This is a genomic window from Parafrankia sp. EAN1pec, from assembly GCF_000018005.1.
Lineage (GTDB): Bacteria > Actinomycetota > Actinomycetes > Frankiales > Frankiaceae > Parafrankia > Parafrankia soli.
Window position 1 is genome coordinate 6,679,355 of record NC_009921.1, and the last position, 16,505, is coordinate 6,695,859.

General features: G+C 72.0%; 16 protein-coding genes, 1 tRNA gene and 2 pseudogenes. 7 read left to right on the forward strand and 12 right to left on the reverse strand.

Features of this window, described 5'->3' with window-relative positions; genetic code table 11:
* Positions 1–351 precede the first annotated feature (351 nt).
* Complete coding sequence (locus FRANEAN1_RS27195) at positions 352–1,923, forward strand: aldehyde dehydrogenase family protein (RefSeq protein WP_041254847.1); 1,572 nt, start codon at positions 352–354, stop codon at positions 1,921–1,923.
* 66 nt (positions 1,924–1,989) lie between these two features.
* Here FRANEAN1_RS27195 and FRANEAN1_RS27200 read toward each other — a convergent pair whose 3' ends face one another.
* Complete coding sequence (locus tag FRANEAN1_RS27200) at positions 1,990–2,688, reverse strand: polysaccharide deacetylase family protein (protein WP_347176781.1); 699 nt, start codon at positions 2,686–2,688, stop codon at positions 1,990–1,992.
* A 345-nt stretch (positions 2,689–3,033) separates the two neighbouring features.
* On the opposite strand from FRANEAN1_RS27200, the gene FRANEAN1_RS27205 reads away from it, so the two are divergent.
* The 3 genes from FRANEAN1_RS27205 (at position 3,034) to FRANEAN1_RS42555 (ending at position 6,114) form a co-directional block, all read left to right on the forward strand.
* Positions 3,034–4,182, forward strand: a complete 1,149-nt coding sequence (locus FRANEAN1_RS27205) for a phospholipase D-like domain-containing protein (RefSeq protein WP_020462977.1) — start codon at positions 3,034–3,036, stop codon at positions 4,180–4,182.
* Positions 4,183–4,351: 169 nt separating this feature from the next.
* Positions 4,352–5,044: a hypothetical protein gene (locus FRANEAN1_RS27210; RefSeq protein WP_020462978.1), complete on the forward strand. Its 693-nt coding sequence runs from the start codon at positions 4,352–4,354 to the stop codon at positions 5,042–5,044.
* A gap of 926 nt (positions 5,045–5,970) precedes the next feature.
* Positions 5,971–6,114, forward strand: coding sequence for a hypothetical protein (locus tag FRANEAN1_RS42555; protein ID WP_198145712.1), 144 nt, complete (start codon positions 5,971–5,973; stop codon positions 6,112–6,114).
* 104 nt (positions 6,115–6,218) lie between these two features.
* Here the strand turns inward: FRANEAN1_RS42555 and FRANEAN1_RS44100 are convergent.
* A pseudogene (locus FRANEAN1_RS44100) lies at positions 6,219–6,389 on the reverse strand (helix-turn-helix transcriptional regulator); the annotation flags it as partial.
* Between the two features lie 82 nt (positions 6,390–6,471).
* A pseudogene (locus FRANEAN1_RS44105) lies at positions 6,472–6,618 on the reverse strand (sensor histidine kinase); the annotation flags it as partial.
* A gap of 373 nt (positions 6,619–6,991) precedes the next feature.
* Here FRANEAN1_RS44105 and FRANEAN1_RS27225 point away from each other — a divergent pair.
* A tRNA-Lys gene (locus FRANEAN1_RS27225) sits at positions 6,992–7,064 on the forward strand.
* A gap of 159 nt (positions 7,065–7,223) precedes the next feature.
* Here FRANEAN1_RS27225 and FRANEAN1_RS27230 read toward each other — a convergent pair.
* Together FRANEAN1_RS27230 and FRANEAN1_RS27235 are read right to left on the reverse strand one after the other, a co-directional pair.
* Positions 7,224–8,657, reverse strand: coding sequence for a site-specific integrase (locus tag FRANEAN1_RS27230; RefSeq protein WP_020462980.1), 1,434 nt, complete (start codon positions 8,655–8,657; stop codon positions 7,224–7,226).
* 248 nt (positions 8,658–8,905) lie between these two features.
* The gene (locus tag FRANEAN1_RS27235) at positions 8,906–9,205 is read right to left on the reverse strand and encodes a hypothetical protein (RefSeq protein ID WP_020462981.1); all 300 of its coding nucleotides are present in this window, start codon (positions 9,203–9,205) and stop codon (positions 8,906–8,908) included.
* Positions 9,206–9,370: 165 nt separating this feature from the next.
* Here FRANEAN1_RS27235 and FRANEAN1_RS27240 point away from each other — a divergent pair, with 165 nt between their 5' ends.
* Positions 9,371–9,559, forward strand: coding sequence for a hypothetical protein (locus FRANEAN1_RS27240; RefSeq protein WP_049795772.1), 189 nt, complete (start codon positions 9,371–9,373; stop codon positions 9,557–9,559).
* 6 nt (positions 9,560–9,565) lie between these two features.
* Here FRANEAN1_RS27240 and FRANEAN1_RS27245 read toward each other — a convergent pair whose 3' ends face one another.
* The 7 genes from FRANEAN1_RS27245 to FRANEAN1_RS27275 all read right to left on the reverse strand — a co-directional run bounded on the left by FRANEAN1_RS27245 (position 9,566) and on the right by FRANEAN1_RS27275 (position 15,938).
* Positions 9,566–9,763 carry a helix-turn-helix domain-containing protein gene (locus tag FRANEAN1_RS27245; RefSeq protein WP_020462983.1) on the reverse strand — a complete coding sequence of 66 codons (198 nt, stop codon included), beginning with the start codon at positions 9,761–9,763 and terminating at the stop codon, positions 9,566–9,568.
* A 30-nt stretch (positions 9,764–9,793) separates the two neighbouring features.
* A complete protein-coding gene (locus FRANEAN1_RS27250; protein ID WP_020462984.1) occupies positions 9,794–11,503 on the reverse strand; it encodes a replication initiator in 1,710 nt (569 codons plus the stop codon).
* A complete protein-coding gene (locus tag FRANEAN1_RS27255) occupies positions 11,481–11,738 on the reverse strand; it encodes a hypothetical protein (RefSeq protein ID WP_049795773.1) in 258 nt (85 codons plus the stop codon). The genes FRANEAN1_RS27250 and FRANEAN1_RS27255 overlap by 23 nt, the downstream gene beginning before the upstream one ends.
* On the reverse strand, positions 11,735–13,306 hold the full coding sequence (locus tag FRANEAN1_RS27260) for an FtsK/SpoIIIE domain-containing protein (protein WP_020462985.1): 1,572 nt from the start codon (positions 13,304–13,306) through the stop codon (positions 11,735–11,737). Before FRANEAN1_RS27260 ends, FRANEAN1_RS27255 begins: the two co-directional genes overlap by 4 nt.
* A gap of 149 nt (positions 13,307–13,455) precedes the next feature.
* Positions 13,456–13,731 (reverse strand): hypothetical protein, encoded by a 276-nt coding sequence (locus tag FRANEAN1_RS27265; RefSeq protein ID WP_035752633.1) that lies wholly within the window; start codon positions 13,729–13,731, stop codon positions 13,456–13,458.
* 11 nt (positions 13,732–13,742) lie between these two features.
* The gene (locus tag FRANEAN1_RS27270) at positions 13,743–14,153 is read right to left on the reverse strand and encodes a hypothetical protein (protein WP_020462986.1); all 411 of its coding nucleotides are present in this window, start codon (positions 14,151–14,153) and stop codon (positions 13,743–13,745) included.
* A 396-nt stretch (positions 14,154–14,549) separates the two neighbouring features.
* Positions 14,550–15,938 (reverse strand): IS1380-like element ISFsp14 family transposase, encoded by a 1,389-nt coding sequence (locus FRANEAN1_RS27275; protein ID WP_020458361.1) that lies wholly within the window; start codon positions 15,936–15,938, stop codon positions 14,550–14,552.
* A gap of 131 nt (positions 15,939–16,069) precedes the next feature.
* Between FRANEAN1_RS27275 and FRANEAN1_RS27280 the strand changes: the two genes are divergently transcribed.
* Entirely contained in the window at positions 16,070–16,486 is a 417-nt protein-coding gene (locus tag FRANEAN1_RS27280) for a helix-turn-helix transcriptional regulator (RefSeq protein WP_198145381.1), read from the forward strand.
* Positions 16,487–16,505: the final 19 nt, after the last annotated feature.

Sequence of the window (16,505 nt, forward strand, 5' to 3'; positions counted from 1 at the left end):
CAGGCGCGCTGAAGTCACCTCCGACTTCCATGTCCTTAACGCATCCGACATACCGGAAATAGTACGCGGGTTCGCCGCAAGTTTGGCGTAGTGGGACGTTCTGCTCTCCGTCCGGGACGCGATCCCGGCCCGCCAACAGGCTCGCGAGCTGTGCGGACATCCACCCACGGCCCCGGCGGGTGCATTCATCCGGCTGCTCAGCACAACCAGGCAACGACGCGCGGTAGCAACACGACCCGGGTAACAGGTGCTTCATAACCAGTTATCTGAGTCTCCTGGATGTACCGCGTGCGCGACGGCATTGAAGGCTGTTTGGTGGCGCCGCGATCGGATCAGAGAGACCCTCGTCAGATGGACGCCGCAGCCAGCACTCCCCCGTCCCGCCTGCATCTCAAGCCGGGCACCGCCTGGGCCGACGCCTACTCGCGCGCCCGGCAGGAGGCCCCGGAAGCGTTCCACGAGGACCGCCTGCTCAACCTGTGGGGCGGTCAGTGGCGTCGCACCGGCAACCCGCTGCACAGTCTCACGCCGGTGGACGGCACCCCGATCGCCGGCCCGCCGATGATCGAGCCCGACGAGGCGCGCGAGGCCATCCGCGCGACCCTCGACGACCACAAGGAATGGCGCGACGTCCCGCTGGCCGACCGCAAGGCCCGGGTGACCGCCGCGATCGAGGCGATGGAGGAGCACCGCGACCTGCTCGCACTGCTGCTGGTCTGGGAGATCGGCAAGCCGTGGCGGCTCGCCCGCACCGACGTCGACCGCGCCCTGGACGGCGTGCGCTGGTACGTCGACGAGATCGACTCCATGATCGGCGGCCGGGCGGCCCTGCCGGGCCCGGTCAGCAACATCGCGAGCTGGAACTACCCGATGAGCGTGCTCATGCACGCCATGCTCGTCCAGGTGCTCGCCGGCAACGCGGCGATCGCCAAGACGCCGACCGACGGCGGGGCGGCCTGCCTGACGCTGGCCTGCGCGCTCGCCCGCCGGGCCGGGCTGCCGGTGTCGCTGGTCTCCGGGTCGGGGTCGCGGCTGTCGTCCGCGCTGGTGCGGGCGCCGGAGATCGGCTGCCTGGCGTTCGTGGGCGGGCGCTCCGCCGGCGGCCAGGTGGCGGCCGCGCTCGTCGACACCGGCAAGCGGCACTTCCTCGAGCAGGAGGGCCTCAACGCCTGGGGCATCTGGGACTTCTCCCAGTGGGACCTGCTGGCCTCGCACCTGCGCAAGGGCTTCGAGTACGGCAAGCAGCGCTGCACCGCCTACCCGCGCTATGTCGTCCAGCGCCAGCTCTTCGACAAGTTCCTGGAGATGTACCTGCCGGTGGTCTCCTCGGTGCGGTTCGGGCATCCGCTCGCCGTCGAGAACGACTCCGACCCGCTGCCCGACCTCGACTACGGGCCGGTGATCACCGCGGAGAAGGCGGCGGAGCTCGCCGCCAAGATCGACGAAGCGGTGACCAAGGGCGGCGTGCCGCTCTACCGCGGCGACCTCGCCGACGGCCGGTTCCTGCCCGGCCAGGACCGGGCCGCCTACGTCCCGCCGGTGGCGGTCCTCAACCCGCCGCCGTCGGCCGCGCTGCACCACGCGGAGCCGTTCGGGCCGGTCGACAGCATCGTGGTCGTCGACTCCGAGGCCGAGCTGCTGTCCGCGATGAACGCCTCGAACGGCGCGCTCGTCGCCTCACTGGCCTGCGACGACGACGCCACGGCGCGCCGGCTGGCCGGGGAGCTCGCCGCGTTCAAGGTCGGCGTCAACAAGCCCCGCTCGCGAGGCGACCGGTCCGAGCCGTTCGGCGGGCGCGGCGCGTCGTGGAAGGGCGCGTTCGTCGGCGGGGAGCACCTCGTCCGCGCGGTCACCGTCGGCGCGGACCCGAACGAACGCCTCTACGGCAACTTCCCCTCCTACTCCCTCTACCCGGAGACGTGATCAGGCTCCACCCCGAGACCTGATCAGGGTGCCGCGGCCCGGCCCGAGCATGCTCGGGCCGGGCCGCTACCTCGAGACGGGGCGCAGGCCGTGCTCGGCGAGCGGCCCGAGGCGCAGGCTCGCGTCGTCGCAGCGCGCCGCCAGCTCGGGCAGGGCGCCCAGCGCGCTGCGCCAGGCTCCCGGCGCGGACGTGCAGTCGCTGTCGTGCAGCAGCACCGTCGCGCCGCCGCGCAGATCGGGGGCGAGCGTCGCCAGCACGTTGGCCGGGGTCGCCGTCGCCGTCCAGTCGCGGCCCCACGCCGTCCACAGGACGGGGGTGAGGTCGAGGCGGCGCGCGGCGGCGAGCACCCCGACCGAGAGCACCCCGTGCGGCGGGCGAACGTAGGCCGGCGCCCGGCCGGTGGTCTCGGCGATCAGGTCACGGGTGCGCGCGAGCTGGTCGTAGGTGGACGCCGGCCCGCGCAGCAGCATGGGCCGGTGATCCCACCCGTGGACGGCCAGCTCGTGCCCGGCCTCGGTCATCTCCCGGGCGAGGCCGGGGGCGCGCTCGAGCATCCCACCGAGCACGAAGAACGTCGAACGGATCTCGAGCGCGTCGAGCACCTCGAGGAAGCGCGGCGTCGAGGCCGGGTCGGGACCGTCGTCGAACGTGAGCGCGACGTGGTCGGGCCGGCCCACCCCGGCGAGCCCTGGGGTCACCCGGGTGCGCAGCCGACGGAACGTGGCCAGTGACGGCAGGCCGTAGGCCAGTGCACTGAGCGCCATGACCGCGCCACCCGCGGCCCACCGCCCCGTCTCCCACCGCCCCGTGCCGGACCGCACCATGACGGACACTGTGCCACACCCCGCGCCGCCCCCCGGTGGCACGCGCACCGCCCGTCGCCGTGGTCCGGCCGTCACCGTGGTCCGGCCGTCACCGTGTCCCGGCCGGTTGGTTCGGACGCCCCGTGGAGGGAAGGGAGCCACCGGGACGATCCATGACCTTCTCGCGGGCTTCCGGCGCTTCACGATTCGTCGTGCAAACGCCGGCCGGCTCGTGGGCCGCGGGCTCGTCCCGACGGTGCCGCCCCGCCCTGGCACGACATCCAGGCCGAGGTACGCGGGCCGGCCGTGGGTGATCTCGAGGCGACCTTCCGGGAGCGCTGGGACGACCCGTCCGCGCTGGACAACCCCAACCCGATCCGGCAGATCTTCTATCGGATACGCCCGGTCGAGACCAATCCGGACGGGCTCCCGCCACAGGCACCCGACCCGGCCCCGGTCGGCCCGCACGCCGTCCAGATCCTGCGCACCTACCCGCGCAGGCGCCCGCACTACCCGTTCGCGCGCAAGGGCGAGCAGTCCATCGCGCGCGCCTACCGCAAGGTGCTGCGCCGCGCCCGGCGGCTGATCTACCTGGAGGACCAGTACATGTGGTCCACCGAGGTCGCCCGGCTGTTCGCGTACGCGCTGCGCCGCGAGCCCGAGCTCCACCTGGTGATCGTCGTCCCGCGTTTCCCGACCCAGGGCGGGCGTTTCTCGCTGCCGCCCAACCTTGTCGGGCGCGAGAAGGCCCTGGAGATCTGCCGCGCGGCCGGCGGTGACCGCGTCGCCGTCTACGACGTCGAGAACCACGCCGGGACGCCCGTCTACGTCCACTCGAAGGCCGTGACGATCGACGACGTCTGGGCCTCGATCGGCTCGGACAACCTCAACCGGCGGTCCTGGAGCCACGATTCGGAGCTCGCCGTCGCCACCATCGACACCACCCTCGACCCGCGCGAGCCACACGACCCCGGCGGCCTCGGCGACGGCGCCCGCGTATTCGCCCGCGACCTGCGCCTCGAGCTCTGGCGCGAGCACCTCGACTGGGACGGCGGCGGCGAGGAGCTCATCGACCCCGAAGCCGGGTTTCAAGGCGTTCCGGCGGCGCGCCGACGAGCTCGACGCCTGGCACCGCGGCGGCCGGGCCGCGCCCGCCGGGCCGGATCCGGCCGCACCGGCCGCAACGCCTCGGCCGGCTCACCCGCGGCTGGTCCGCGCCGCTCTACCATGCCATCTACGACCCGGACGGCCGTCCCCGCCGGATGCGCCGCGACAACGCCTGGTGATCCCCCGCTCCCGGAAGTGGCATGCGGGCGCGCCGCGTGGGAGGAAGGGCCGCGCGGCCGGGCGGGCGTAACACCAGCAAGCCCGCGCGGGCGCCGACTCCGGCAACGGCCGCTCATGACCCCGCGGGTCCCGGTGGGACATCCGGCGCGGGCCGCACCCGGTGCCTAGCCGTCCCGCGACGGTGCAGCACGATGTCCCCGGGGCACATCCGGAACCGTGAGAACGAGGCCACAGGCGGATCGGACGGCTCCCGGGCCTCGGCGCCCGTGCCGTCCCATTCCGGCACCCGTCGGGAGGAGCTGCGCTGACCACGCCACGTCTGGGCGTCATCGGCTGGATGTTCGCGGGCGCCGTCGTCCTGGCCACGATCGCGCTGACAGCCGGGCGGCACGAACGGCACGATCCAAGGATCGTGCTCTGGGGTGACTCGCTCGCCTGGGAGGCGCGCGACTCCTTCACCGCGGCCGCCGGGAAGGACGGGGTCACCAGGACGACCACGCGGACCTGGGGCGGCACGGCGCTGTGCGACTGGTTCACCGACATGCGCAACCAGGCCCGGCGCTGGGATCCCACGGTGGCGGTCCTGTCCTTCTCCGGCAACACCGCCTCGGAGTGCATGCACGGCCGGGATCTGATCACCGCCTACCGGGAGGACGCCACCAAGGCCGTCGACATCCTGACCCGCCGGGGCATCGACGTCGTCCTCGTGGACGCTCCGCCGCGCAACGACCAGCCCGTCGGGCCGGACGGCCTCACCGAGCTCGACCGGGTCTGGCGCGAGGTCGCCGCCGGGAACTCCCGCGTCCGGGTGGTACCGGCCGGGGAGGTCCTCACCGACCAGGGACGGTTCGTCCCGAAGCTCCCGTGCCTGCCCGGCGAGCCCTGCGACCCTGATGGCAAGGTGGCCGTCCGCAGCCCGGACGGCGTCCACTTCTGCCCGGTCGTCCAACCCGCGATGACGGCGTGCCCGGTCCGGTCCCCCGGCGCGGAACGCTACGGGCGCGCCCTGGCCGAGGCCGCCCGCCCCTGACCCGACCGCCGGCACCGCCTCCCGGTCGAGAAGCCGCCGCCGCGGATGCTTGTCCGCGGGCACGTCGGCCGGGACCCGCCCGACGACAGCGGACCACCGGGCGGACAGACACCCAGCTCCCTCGCCCCCGTCCGACACGGCGCGCGCAACGCGCGGACCATCCGGACCCCGGCACCCAGCGCTGTCCCTAAGCTGACGCGGTCACGGAAAGCTCGGGGGGAGATACAGAAGTGACCATTCCAGCCATGCGCAGACCTTCTCGGTCATGCCATGCCACGCCGCGTGCCACCGAGGCCACCAGCGGTCTCAGCGCACCACAGGACACGGCGGAGAGCCGGCGCACCCGCAACCGCGGCGTCGGCAACCACGGCGGCTCGGGCCGTGGCCGGAGCCGAACGCTCGGCGCCTGCACCATCCTCTCGGTGGCCCTGATAGCCGCATGTCAGGACGAGACCGGCGCCGGCCGCGCAACCCAGGTGGGCCTGGCAGGCCTGACACCGACGGCCACGGCCACCTCGCCGGTGTCCGGGCCAGGCGCACAGGCCACACCACCGCCGGCCGGTCAGCCGTCCACCGGCGCGTCGCCGGCTGGACCGGCAAGCACCGCGCATGCCGCGGCTCCGGTGCCGGGCCCCGGCCGCGGGCCAGCGCGATCCGCGGCCGAGCCGCCGGCCACGTCAGCACCGGGCCGAGGCTCGCCGCCGACGGCCCCGGCCGCGGCCGCGGCTCCGGGCGGACCGACAGGCGTCCAGCCACCAGCCGAGACGCCCACCGCACCGCCGCCGGCCAGGCGGCCCGTCACAGCGCCGCCCCAGCGCCCCGTCCAGCCGCCGCCCGCGGCACCCGCGCCGCAGACCACAGTGCCCGCGCCGCCACCCACAACGCCCGAAGCTGCCGGGTCGGCGTGCCATCCTTCCTACTCGGGCGTGTGCCTGGATCCGAACGCGGAGGACTACGACTGCTCGGGCGGCAGCGGGAACGGCCCCGAATACGTCCAGGGCCCTGTCAGGGTGGTGGGCTACGACGAGTTCGGTCTCGACTCCGACGGTGACGGCGAAGGCTGCGAGTAGCCCCGCACCGGCTTGGAGCCCGGTCTACGGCACTCCCGGCGGCATGACCGGCATCCGGTCCGATCCTCGTCGGGCCGGTCCGACGAGGATCGGACCGGCCCGGCGAGACCGCTCCGGTAGGCGATGACGACCAGTCGGGCGCGGCAGCGGGCGCCAAGCTCGGCCATGGCGTGATGGACGTGGGTCCGGGCCGTCAACGGGAGGATGGCGAGGAGCCGGGCGATCTCCTCGTTGCTCCTCCCCTCGGCGGCGAGCGTCATGACCTCCCGCTCGCGGGGGTGAGGCGGGCCAGGTGCCCGGACAGCACCAGGTGGGCAGCCGGCTCGGCGAGCAGGACCCGGCCGACGCCGCCGGGCAGTGCTTCGTGACGTTGGTGAGTGCCTCCTGCACGATCCGAAACGCGGCCAGGTCGACAGCCGGCGCCAGGTGCCGTGACTGACCGCGGGTGCTGACGGTGACGGTCAGCCCGACCGACCGGACGGCGTCGATCAGAGCGGGCAGCCGCGCGTAGGCCGAGCCGTGATCCCGAGGCAGCCCCGGCTCTGTCCGCGGCCGCCACCTCGTACGACGCGGCCGGTGCCCCGTACGACACGGCCGGTGCCCCGTACGACACGGCCGGCGTCTCCGGCACATAGGAGAACCTGCGCCGGCATACGACCGCCGCGGCAGCTCCTACCCCCGGCTCTCGGTACCGGCCGGCGGGCGACGTCGCGGGCATCTCGGACGCCCTGGCCGATCCAGGCCCTGTCGGGACCTTCGACCCCGGTCCGGCCGCACAGCCTGGACAGGTCGACATGAACGGGACAGCGCCCCCCCACGTCACTGCCTCCACGGAGCTGGTAAGGTTGTCCACGTCGCCGCGGGAACGCGGAGGCACGCGCCGCTAGCTCAATTGGCAGAGCAGCGGACTCTTAATCCGCGGGTTCGGGGTTCAAGTCCCTGGCGGCGCACCCGTATCTACCAGGTCTTATGACTCTTGGTAGTCGTTCTTAAAAGGGTTCTGTACCCACTTTTGTACCCCAGGCATTCCGTGCCCTGACGGCAAACGCCCCGGGCGCTGCAAGGTACACAGCCATCCCGGGGCGTCGCCCGTTCATTCGGGTACACGGTCAGCCCGCGAGGCCCTCCCCGTCCGCTCCGTCGACGTCGGCGACATCGCCGGCATCGTCGTTGAAGATCCGGTCGAGCCGGCCGACCGCGTCGCGCTGGGTCTCCGGCATCACGTGCGTGTAGGTGTTCATGGTGAGCTGGATCGTGGAGTGCCCGAGCAGCTCCATCACCGTCCGGGCCGGCACACCCTCAGCGAAGAGCATCGACGCGAAGGCGTGGCGCAGATCATGCAGCCGTAGCCACGGCAGCCCGGCCTGACGGCGCAGCACATCGAACCGCCGGTTGACGTTCCTTGGTTCCAACGGCGTGCCGATGGACGAGGTGAACACCAGCCCGGTTTCCGTCCAGGCGTCACCGAGGCCGGTTCGTTCCGCTGTCTGGGTGGCCCGGTGCCGCCGCAGGATCGTCACCAGCTTCGGCGGGATGGGCAGCCGCCGGTGGGACCGCTCCGTCTTCGCCGGGACGAACATCAGCGAGCCGTCGACCCGTTGCAGGGTCTGGCGAACGTGGAGCGTCGCGCCGTCCAGGTCGACATCAGACCAGCGCAGGCCGAGGATCTCCCCGCGGCGTAGCCCGAGCATCAGCCCACACGCGAACACCGCTTCGAGCCGCTCACCACGGAGCACCTCGACGAGCCGGCGCGCCTCTTCCGGCCGCAGCGCCCGAACCTCCCGATGCGGGGTGGGTGGCGCCTTGACCGCCTTCGCCACGTTGCGCGCCACCAGGTCCAGCCGCTCGGCTTCCGCCAGAGCGTTGCGGATCAAGCTGTGCACGTGGCGGACGCTGCCCGCCGACAGCCCCGACTTCTTCGCCGAGGCGACGAGCCGCCGGACGTCCAACGGAGTCAGCTTGTCGAGCTGGACACGGCCGATCACCGGCACGATGTGCATGTTGATCAACCAGCGGTACGCCCGGAGCGTCGACGCGCGGGTGCCGTCGCCCTCCTTGATGTCGAGCCACTCCCCCAGCCAGACCGCGACCGTCCGGCGCTCAGCCGTGACGTTGACGCCGAGTTCGGCCGCGCGCTGGACCTTGGTGAGCTTCTCCCGGCATTCCTTCTCGGTCTTGCCGTAGACCGTCTTGCGGGAACGCTTCCCGTCCACCCAGCCGAGATCGGCGCGGCCGACCCACAGGCCGTCGCTCGCCCGCTGGAACAGGGCGCCTTCGCCCTGGGAGCGCCGCCGCTTCCGCCGGTCGTTCCCGGCACCGTCCCCCGCAGCCATCACTCGCCGTCCAGGGGGGTTGCCGTCGGGCCATTCGATGTTGTCGCACCAGGCGCAGCCGTAGCGGCTGTCGCCCATGTCGCAGGCGAACTTGGTCTCTCCTTCGGGCTGTGGGTAGAGCAGGCCCTGTCCGGCGCGGGCACGGTCGAGGTGCTCTCGGAGTGCCTGTTGCAGGCTCATGGTCGGGTGGTTGTCGCTGTTCGTGGGCATGGCGAAGTCGGCTCCTTGCCGGAAGAACGGGACAGGCACACGCGGGCCGCAGGTGGCGTTGCCCGGTGCGGATGGGTTTCCGTTCTCTGGCGCTGGGATGGTCTGCCGGGGCGCCGGCCGCGTCCAGGGCGCTGCGCGTCGCTACGCGATCGGCCTCCGGCCGACCCTGGACACGTCCGACACCCCGACAGCTTCAAGCGCCACCAGAGAACGGAAGAAAAATGGGGGTAGAGCAGGCAGAACAGCCGCTACAGGCGGGGAACGCTCGCCGCCGCCGGGCCGGTCGAGGGGTTCCAGCCGTCCAGGACCGTTGCCGAAAGACCGGGCACGCGGCGGAACGCGAGGACCGCGTCAACGTCGCCGAAGTGCTCGGTGAAGAAGGCGTCCACGGGCAGTCCCGCGAGGACCGACATCAGGTCGCCGACGTCCGCACCGGGACGGACGAGCAGCTCATAGCCGGTGTCGGTAGCGCGCACCGAGACGAGCGGGTTCTCACCGTTGCCGGGGGTGCGCCAAGCGCCGAAGCTGCCGGACGGGAAAATGGGCATAGGGTCTCGCTCCTGTCATGAGCAGGGTGGGATCTCAGGTCCCGGTCGGGTGTTCGCAGCACCCGCCGGGACCGCCTATCTCGACTGGACGACCGTCCAGCGACGCCAACGGTACAGGGCGCCTGGACGGTCGTCCAGTAGTCTGCCGGCATGAGACAACCGCTCATGGGAGCGGCGGAGATCGCGCAGCGGCTAGGGGTAGGCCGGACCCGGGTGAACCAGCTCCTGAAGGAGGACCCGACCTTCCCGAAGCCGCATGCCACGCTCGCCGCCGGTCACATCTGGCAGACCGACGACGTCGAAGCCTGGATTGCCAAACACCGGCCCGACCTTCCGCCGGCCGCCGAGCGGTAGCCCGCCTCACGCCGCCGCGCCGTGGCCGACGTCGAGGCCGCGCAGCCGGTTCACGTAGGCGTCGAGCGCGGCGCGCGGGATGCGCCGGGACCGGCCGATCCGCACGGACTCGATGACGCCCGCGGCGAGCAGTTCGTACACGGTGCTCCGGCTGAGCGCGAGGATCTCAGCGGCTTCGGCCGGTGTCACGAGAAGCTTGGTCATCCTTGCCTTCCAGGCGATCGAGACGACAGCTCAGGCAGCGTCAGCCACCGCCGGTGGGCCGGTTCCCGGAGATCCGCCGGTCGTGACGGTGCCGGCCGTGGCAGCGCGGGCCGCGTCGAGTTGTGCGCGCCAGGCATGCCGTTGCGCGACTGCCTGCAACAGCAGGTGTTCGCGGCGAGGGGCCGCCGGGTCACCGGGCCGGAGCAGCGTCCACACCGTCCGTGCCGGGTCGGTGCCAGTGGCTGCCGGGCCGGTCGCCACCTGGCCGAGGGCTTCGAGCTGCTCCCGGATGAACGCGACCCGGTCGTGCTTGTGGTCGGTCAGGGTTTTGCCGGACCAGCGCCGCGAGACGAGCACCCGCCGGCCACCGAACCCGAGCGTCTCGCGCCGGTGGACCTTGCCCCGGCACCGGCCCGGGACGAGGCCCGGTTTCGGGTGGCGTGGTTGGACGCCGTAGCGCAGCCAGTTCGCGCAGGTGGGCGAGCACGGTTCGTGGCGCAGCGCGTCCGCGAGCCGATCGACGTGCCGCCGCTGGGCGTCGGTAGTGACGGCGTGGCAGGCGTCGAGGCTCTTCACCAGATACTTGGTCAGGTAGCCGATCATCCGGCCGGTGTTCGCCGAGTTCGCCGTGACACCGTCCGCGCGGAGCTGGGGCCCGAAGCGGACGACGTGGGCCGGTTCGGCATCGTCGCCGATCGCGTCCACTGCCTCATCCCAGGTCGGGAGCGGCCGGGACGTGTCCGGGTCGAGGTAGCCGGCCGCAGTGTCGTCCCAGACCGGGAGGCACGTGTCGTCATAGACCGGCCGGTCACACGACGGCCACCAGACCTGCTGATACGTGGCCGCCGCCACCTGCCGCAGCAGGACCCGGGGCACCGTTCCGCGGATGGCCGCGTGCAGGTGCGGGGCGAGCCGCCGTTGCGGTTCGAGGGTGGCGAAGTACTGCACATCCCAGCCGACCGCCCTGCGCAGGTTCTGCCAGAACCGGTCGATCAGCTTCGGGAAGTGGATCGCGTCCCGGGCCGCCCGCCGGTAGTCGTACGAGCCCGGATCGACCGGGGTTCCCTCACTCGTGACCCGCCCGTACGAGTCGCAGGTCAGGGTCAGGAACATCGACGGCCGCCAGGTGGTGCCGTCCGCCGCTTCGAAGGTCCGCCCGACTGTCCGCTTGTCCACCGGGAGCCGGGGCAGGTCGGGGGCATCCTGCCGCCGGCGGGTCGAGCGGACACGGCGAGGCCGATCCCGATCCTCCGGCGCCGCCTTCCCCCGCACACCCAGCGCGTTGAGTTCCTCGTCCACCTGGCCGATGAGTTCGTCGATCTCGGCGACGCCGGCCGCGTCCCCGTCGCGTTCAGCGTCGATCCGGACGGTTTCGAGATCGGCACGGAAGCCCGCGAGGGTCTTCGCCTCATCCGTGGGCGGGTCCGGGTCGGGTAGCGGTTCGTCGTCGAGATGCCAGCCTGCCTTGCACTGCGCCATCCGCAGCCGCCGGGCCTTCTCCGCGCAGGTCGGACACTTGCTCGCCAGCGTGGCGCCGCACGGTACGGGGATGATCTCGGTCTCGCCGGTGTCGAGGTTCGTCCGGCGCATCGCCATCGGCCGGACGCACACCCCGTTCTCCACTGCGACCGTTTCCACGACCTGACGAGCGAGCGGCGTCCGCATCCGCGCCGCCCGGGAACCCGGACGATCGTCACGGCCGGCGGAAGCGTCAGGGTCAGTCGAGGTGAGGCCGGTCATCAGAGGTGAGGTCCTCCCGATCATCGAGGTCCAGGCGCACACCGGCCGACGGACGGGCCGGCGCAGTGATGAAGAAGGCGCAGCCGCAGGCGGTTCCGGGGCCGAGGTCCGCGCGGCATCGGCCGCGCCGGTGGACGATGCGCAGGTGCCCGCAGGTCGCGCAGACCGGCAGGACGGGCACCGGCGCGGCCGAGTCGAGCAGATCGTCAGTCATCTCGCCGGCCGGGCCGTTCACGCCACCTCCCCCCACCAGGAGCCGTCGGCAGAGTTGTCGTGGTCCGCCGGGTCGTTGTCGCGGTAGGGGTCGAGGTCCGGTGTCCAGCCGGCGCCGGCCGCGGGAGTGGGCCGGTAGGACCACACGGTCCGGCTGATCTCGGTGTCGTCGATGAACGAGGCCCGGACCCGGACCGGTTCGGGTTGTCCTTCGTGGAGCACGTAGCCGACCCCGGGCAACGACACTGGGATCTCGTCCGCACGGGCGCCCCGGTCACGGGCACCGGAACCGAGGACAAGATCTGCCTGTTCGGTTTCGGTCATCCGCAGCGCGACCCGGACCGGGAACAAATCCCGGAACGGAAGCACTTCCTTGCGCGGGTCCTGCACCGCCGCCAGGACCACGACCCCGGGCGCCCGGCCCTGGGAGAGCAGCAACGGCAGCGCCGCCCCGATCCGCTTCTTGACGTCCCGGTCGGTGACGTACGCCGTCAACGAGGCGATCTCGTCGACCACCAGGACGATCAGCGGCTCGCCCAGAGTTGGGGTGTGGAGCCGGGTCACCCCGCGCAGCCGGGCCGTCCGGTCCTGCATCACCGACACCGCGTCGTCGAGGAGATCCGCGATCGCCTCAGTGGTGGTGGCGAACCGGGTGAACAGCGGCTCGCCGAACGCGAGTTCCATGCCGCCCTTGGGGTCGCAGACCCACAGCTCGACGAGGCCGGCGCGCACGGCCGGGCCGAGACCGCGGATGACCGACCACAGCACCGAGCCCTTACCCGCGCCGGTGGCCCCCGCGATGAGCAGATGGGTTCCCCGCACGGGCAGGGTCCAGGGCTTGCCGTCCTCCCGCCGGCCGACGCGAACGGCCGAGAGGTCCCCGACGAGCCGGTCAGGCTCGCCGGTCGCCGTGGCGTCGCCGTCCGGGTCGTGGTCGATGACCGGGCCGGACGGGTCGAGGCCGGCCGGTTCGACGGGGCTGGTCAGGGTGTCGCGGTGGTGGAAGTGCAGCCGGACGAACCGGTGCGCTTCCGCCTGGACCTGGCAGCGCCGAGCCCGGAACACGTGCCGCAGTCCTTCGGCCGCGTCCGCCCACTGTTCCGGTGTCTGCCCCGGGAGCAGTTCCACCCGCAGCACGTCCACGGCCCGGGTCGAGCGGATCGAACGGATACGCGGGAAGTACTCGTCGAACGTCACCTGATCGCCGTTCGACGCCGGCATGCGAATCGCCAGGCCCGAGTGCACCATCGCCGGCCGCCACCGCCGCCGGTACACGAACCCGAGCCGCACCCGACCCCACACCCACCGGGCCAGCCAGCCGAACGACCGGGCGTGCAGGCGCCGCCACACAATCGCGACCAGGGCCAGGGCGACAAGCAGCGCCACCAGGCCCAGCGCCCCGAAGCTGCGCGTGAACAGCGCCAGGCCGAGCGCGACCGGCACCGCCACCCGGTGCCGCCAGCACCAGCGGACCCCGAGCACCAGCCCCTTTCCCACCACCGCGAACAGCAGCATCCACATCGGGACCCGCATCTTGTCGGGCCGGGACGGAATGCGGGGCATTCCCCGGTCGCCGTTGATTCTGGACATGACAGATACCACCTGTTTCAGAGCGCACGAAACCAGGATTCGAAGAAAGGGGGTGAGGAACGGCGTGGCGGGCCCGGAACCCGTCCCCGAACGAAGGGTTCCGGGCCGCCTGACGCGAAGGAGAACCGCGGAGCAGCTACGCGGAGCGGCTAAGCGGCGAGATGCCCCGGCAGTTCGGCCGCGTCCTGCGCGGCGAACCGGAACCGCTCGCATTCAATGAGGTAGTCGTTCACCGCGGCGAGCAGGGCGTACGCGAAGTCGACCTGATCCGAGGTCACCGCGCTACCGGCCGCCGAGACGGACAGCGTCGTCCGGCCCGTGTGGACGGACAGGATCGGCGGCTTGTCCGGGTAGGTGTGGCAGCGGGCCGACCAGTCCGCGCCCACGTGCAGCCCCAGGTGCGTCGACGAGCGCAGCCCGTCCATCTCGCGCCCGCTCACGCCGCCACCCCCGGGTTGGTCCGCCGAGCCGGACCGACCGGCCGCATCACGCCCGCCCGCAGCGAGAACGCCACCCGCGGCTGCGACCCGTTGGTGTCCACGTACGGGACCACCACCAGGCGTTCGAACATCACCGGCCGGAACGGGAGCCCCGGCAGGTTGTCCGGCAGGACCGGTGCCGCCTCCCCGAGGATCTTCACCTTCAGTTCGGCCTTCCGGGCCATCGGGTCCGCATCCAGGACCCGCACCGACCAGACCCGTTCGCCGGTGTCCTTGTCCCGAGCCTGGACGTCCGCCGCCTTCTCTCTCACCTTGTCGAAGTCGCTCGCCGCCTCCACGCCCAGCACGAACGCACCGTGCGGGAACACGTCCTCGAACCGCACCGGAATGCGTTGCGGAACCGCCACCGTGCCACCTCCACTCGCCTTTACCCGGAACCAACCGTGCGTTCCGGCTGACGAGATACACGATCCACCGCTCAGCAAGCGCGTATCAACCGCTAACCCAGCGTTGTATGTAGCCGTGACATGGGCGTCATGCAGGCGCTCATAGGTTCATGCCAAGGTGATATGGCATGCTGGGATGGGTTCTGGCGTCGTTTTGCGGGCCGCTAACCCAGATCTTTCGCGCCTTGGCCAGGTGCGATCGCGGGCTGGCCTCCCACTCTGTTGATGTTGAGTTTTGCCGCTCGGTCCGGGTGTGACCGTGGCGGAGTGCCCCGGCTGTCGCGCGGGGTGGGCGCCCGGTCCACGTCCGGGTGGGGTTCCTTCTGGTCGGTGGGGTGGGAGGTCTGTGGTCGCGGGCTATCCGGGGGCGGGCAGTGCGCGCAGTGTGGTGATCGCCTGGAGGGCGAGGGGGGCCCAGGGGTGGTGCGGGGGCAGGTGCAGGGTGCTGCGGCGGGCGTGGTGGGCGAGCCGGCCTGCGAGCCAGAACAGGCGGTGGCGTAGCCGTTTCGGTTCCCAGCGTCGCGCGGGCTGGCCGGCGAGGGCGAGCATCTGGGTCCAGGCGATCAGATCGAGAGCGAGTGCGACAAGGGCGCACCAGATCTGGTTCTGGGTGAAGTCGTGCAGCGGCAGGTTGGTCAGACCGGTGTCCTTGGCGGTTCGGATACGGTCCTCGCAGCGGGCCCGGCGGCGGTGGCGTAGTTCGAGGTCGGCGAGCTGCCCGCGGGCGGCGTTGGTCGCGAACGCGGTGATCCGGTTGCCGTCGACGTCGGTGACACGCAGCTGCGCGCCGGGGTGCGGGCGTTCCTTGCGGACGAGGACACGCATGCCCGGTGGCCAGCCGGTCAGGTCCATCAGCCCGGACAGTTCGGCGACGAACGCGCCGGGCCGGGGCTGGCGGTCGGCGTCGTAGGCCGGTGTCCACGCCTTCGCGGGGATCTCGCCGATCAGCTGGGCGGCGTTGTCGGGCAGGGTGAACCCGACCGAGTAGGCCAGCCTGCGCTGGTGCGCCCAGGCGAGGAAGGCGTGGGTCCCACCGGCGGAGTCGGCGCGGATCAGTACCTTGCGGGAGCGGCGTAGCCGGGCCGGGAGCTGGGCGAGGGCGCCGGTGGCGACGGTGATGTGGTCGGCGGCGGTGTTCGACCCGGCGTTACCGGGGCGCAGCAGGACCGTCGCGGGTTCCCCGGTGCCGGCCTGGCCGTGGTCGATGAACGCCCACAACGGGTGGAACCCGAAGCCGCGTTTGAATGTCGGCGCCGCGTCTTGTTTCTCGGAATGGGCGGTGACCAGTGTCGCGTCGAGATCCACGATCAGCGGGTCGTGCACCGACACCGTGTGGTCGGGGGCGTGTTCCCCGGCCGCCGCCCATACCTGGCCCCGCGCTGCCGCGCGGGCCCGGTCGAGTGCCGTCAGGACCTTCTCGGCGTCGCCGGCGAGCCGGTCGATCGTGCGTGACACCGTCGGGTCCGAGGCCACCAGCCCGAACAACTCCGGCTCCGCGCGTAGCTGGGCGATGTCGGCCAGGCAGTCCCCGCCCAACGCCAGCGCCACGGCCAGATCGGTCAGTACCTTCGCCGGGTCATGGGTCGCCAGCGGTGACCGCCACGGCGCGAGCGCGTCGGACAGCAACCGACCCAGCCCGCTGACGCGGACCGTCTCGGTCAGCAGCACGCTGCCCGCCGCCGACACGACACCCCGCCCGGCGGCGTCGATGCGGACAGAGGGGTAAACACCGGTACTCTGCACCATGAAGGTGCTCCTTGGATTGGAACGGATCAGGTCCTAGACAAGCCCGATCCTCCCAGTTCAGGAGCACTTTCCTATTTCCGACACCCCAACAGACGATCATCGCCGTGAAAGCCGGAGGCTAATATGCGCGCATGGCTGACCGGAGAACCCCGGTGTACCGGGCCCGCGGGCCCGTGAACGGCGAGGACTGGGCCGCCGTCGCGTCAGCGCTCAACGAGCGGATGGCGCGCCGTCGCATCGGTCAGCAGGAGCTCGCCCGCATCTCGGGAGTGTCCGTGTCGACGCTGCGCGAGCTTCAGCACGGCGCCGGCCGTCGGGTGCAGAACAAGACCCTCGTGGCGATCGCCCAGGCACTGGAGTGGCCCGACGATCACCTGATCCAGGTGCTCGTGTCAGAGCCACCGGTCGCCGGCACGCCAGACGAGCCCACCGGCAGGGAGATCCTCGCCGCTCTGGTCCGGGTCGAGGAGCGGCTCACCGAGGTCACCTCCAGGCTCGCCGCCGTCGAGCAGGCCGTCACCAGGGCGGACAGCCGGACGCCGTCCTGAGACGACGATGGGCCGGACC

Coding starts and splice junctions, on each gene's coding strand:
- FRANEAN1_RS27195 (WP_041254847.1), top strand. CDS start 352: ATGGACGCCGCAGCCAGCACTCCCCCGTCCCGCCTGCATCTCAAGCCG.
- FRANEAN1_RS27200 (WP_347176781.1), bottom strand. CDS start 2,688: ATGGCGCTCAGTGCACTGGCCTACGGCCTGCCGTCACTGGCCACGTTC.
- FRANEAN1_RS27210 (WP_020462978.1), top strand. CDS start 4,352: ATGTTCGCGGGCGCCGTCGTCCTGGCCACGATCGCGCTGACAGCCGGG.
- FRANEAN1_RS27230 (WP_020462980.1), bottom strand. CDS start 8,657: ATGCCCACGAACAGCGACAACCACCCGACCATGAGCCTGCAACAGGCA.
- FRANEAN1_RS27235 (WP_020462981.1), bottom strand. CDS start 9,205: ATGCCCATTTTCCCGTCCGGCAGCTTCGGCGCTTGGCGCACCCCCGGC.
- FRANEAN1_RS27240 (WP_049795772.1), top strand. CDS start 9,371: ATGGGAGCGGCGGAGATCGCGCAGCGGCTAGGGGTAGGCCGGACCCGG.
- FRANEAN1_RS27245 (WP_020462983.1), bottom strand. CDS start 9,763: ATGACCAAGCTTCTCGTGACACCGGCCGAAGCCGCTGAGATCCTCGCG.
- FRANEAN1_RS27250 (WP_020462984.1), bottom strand. CDS start 11,503: ATGACCGGCCTCACCTCGACTGACCCTGACGCTTCCGCCGGCCGTGAC.
- FRANEAN1_RS27260 (WP_020462985.1), bottom strand. CDS start 13,306: ATGTCCAGAATCAACGGCGACCGGGGAATGCCCCGCATTCCGTCCCGG.
- FRANEAN1_RS27265 (WP_035752633.1), bottom strand. CDS start 13,731: ATGGACGGGCTGCGCTCGTCGACGCACCTGGGGCTGCACGTGGGCGCG.
- FRANEAN1_RS27275 (WP_020458361.1), bottom strand. CDS start 15,938: ATGGTGCAGAGTACCGGTGTTTACCCCTCTGTCCGCATCGACGCCGCC.
- FRANEAN1_RS27280 (WP_198145381.1), top strand. CDS start 16,070: ATGGCTGACCGGAGAACCCCGGTGTACCGGGCCCGCGGGCCCGTGAAC.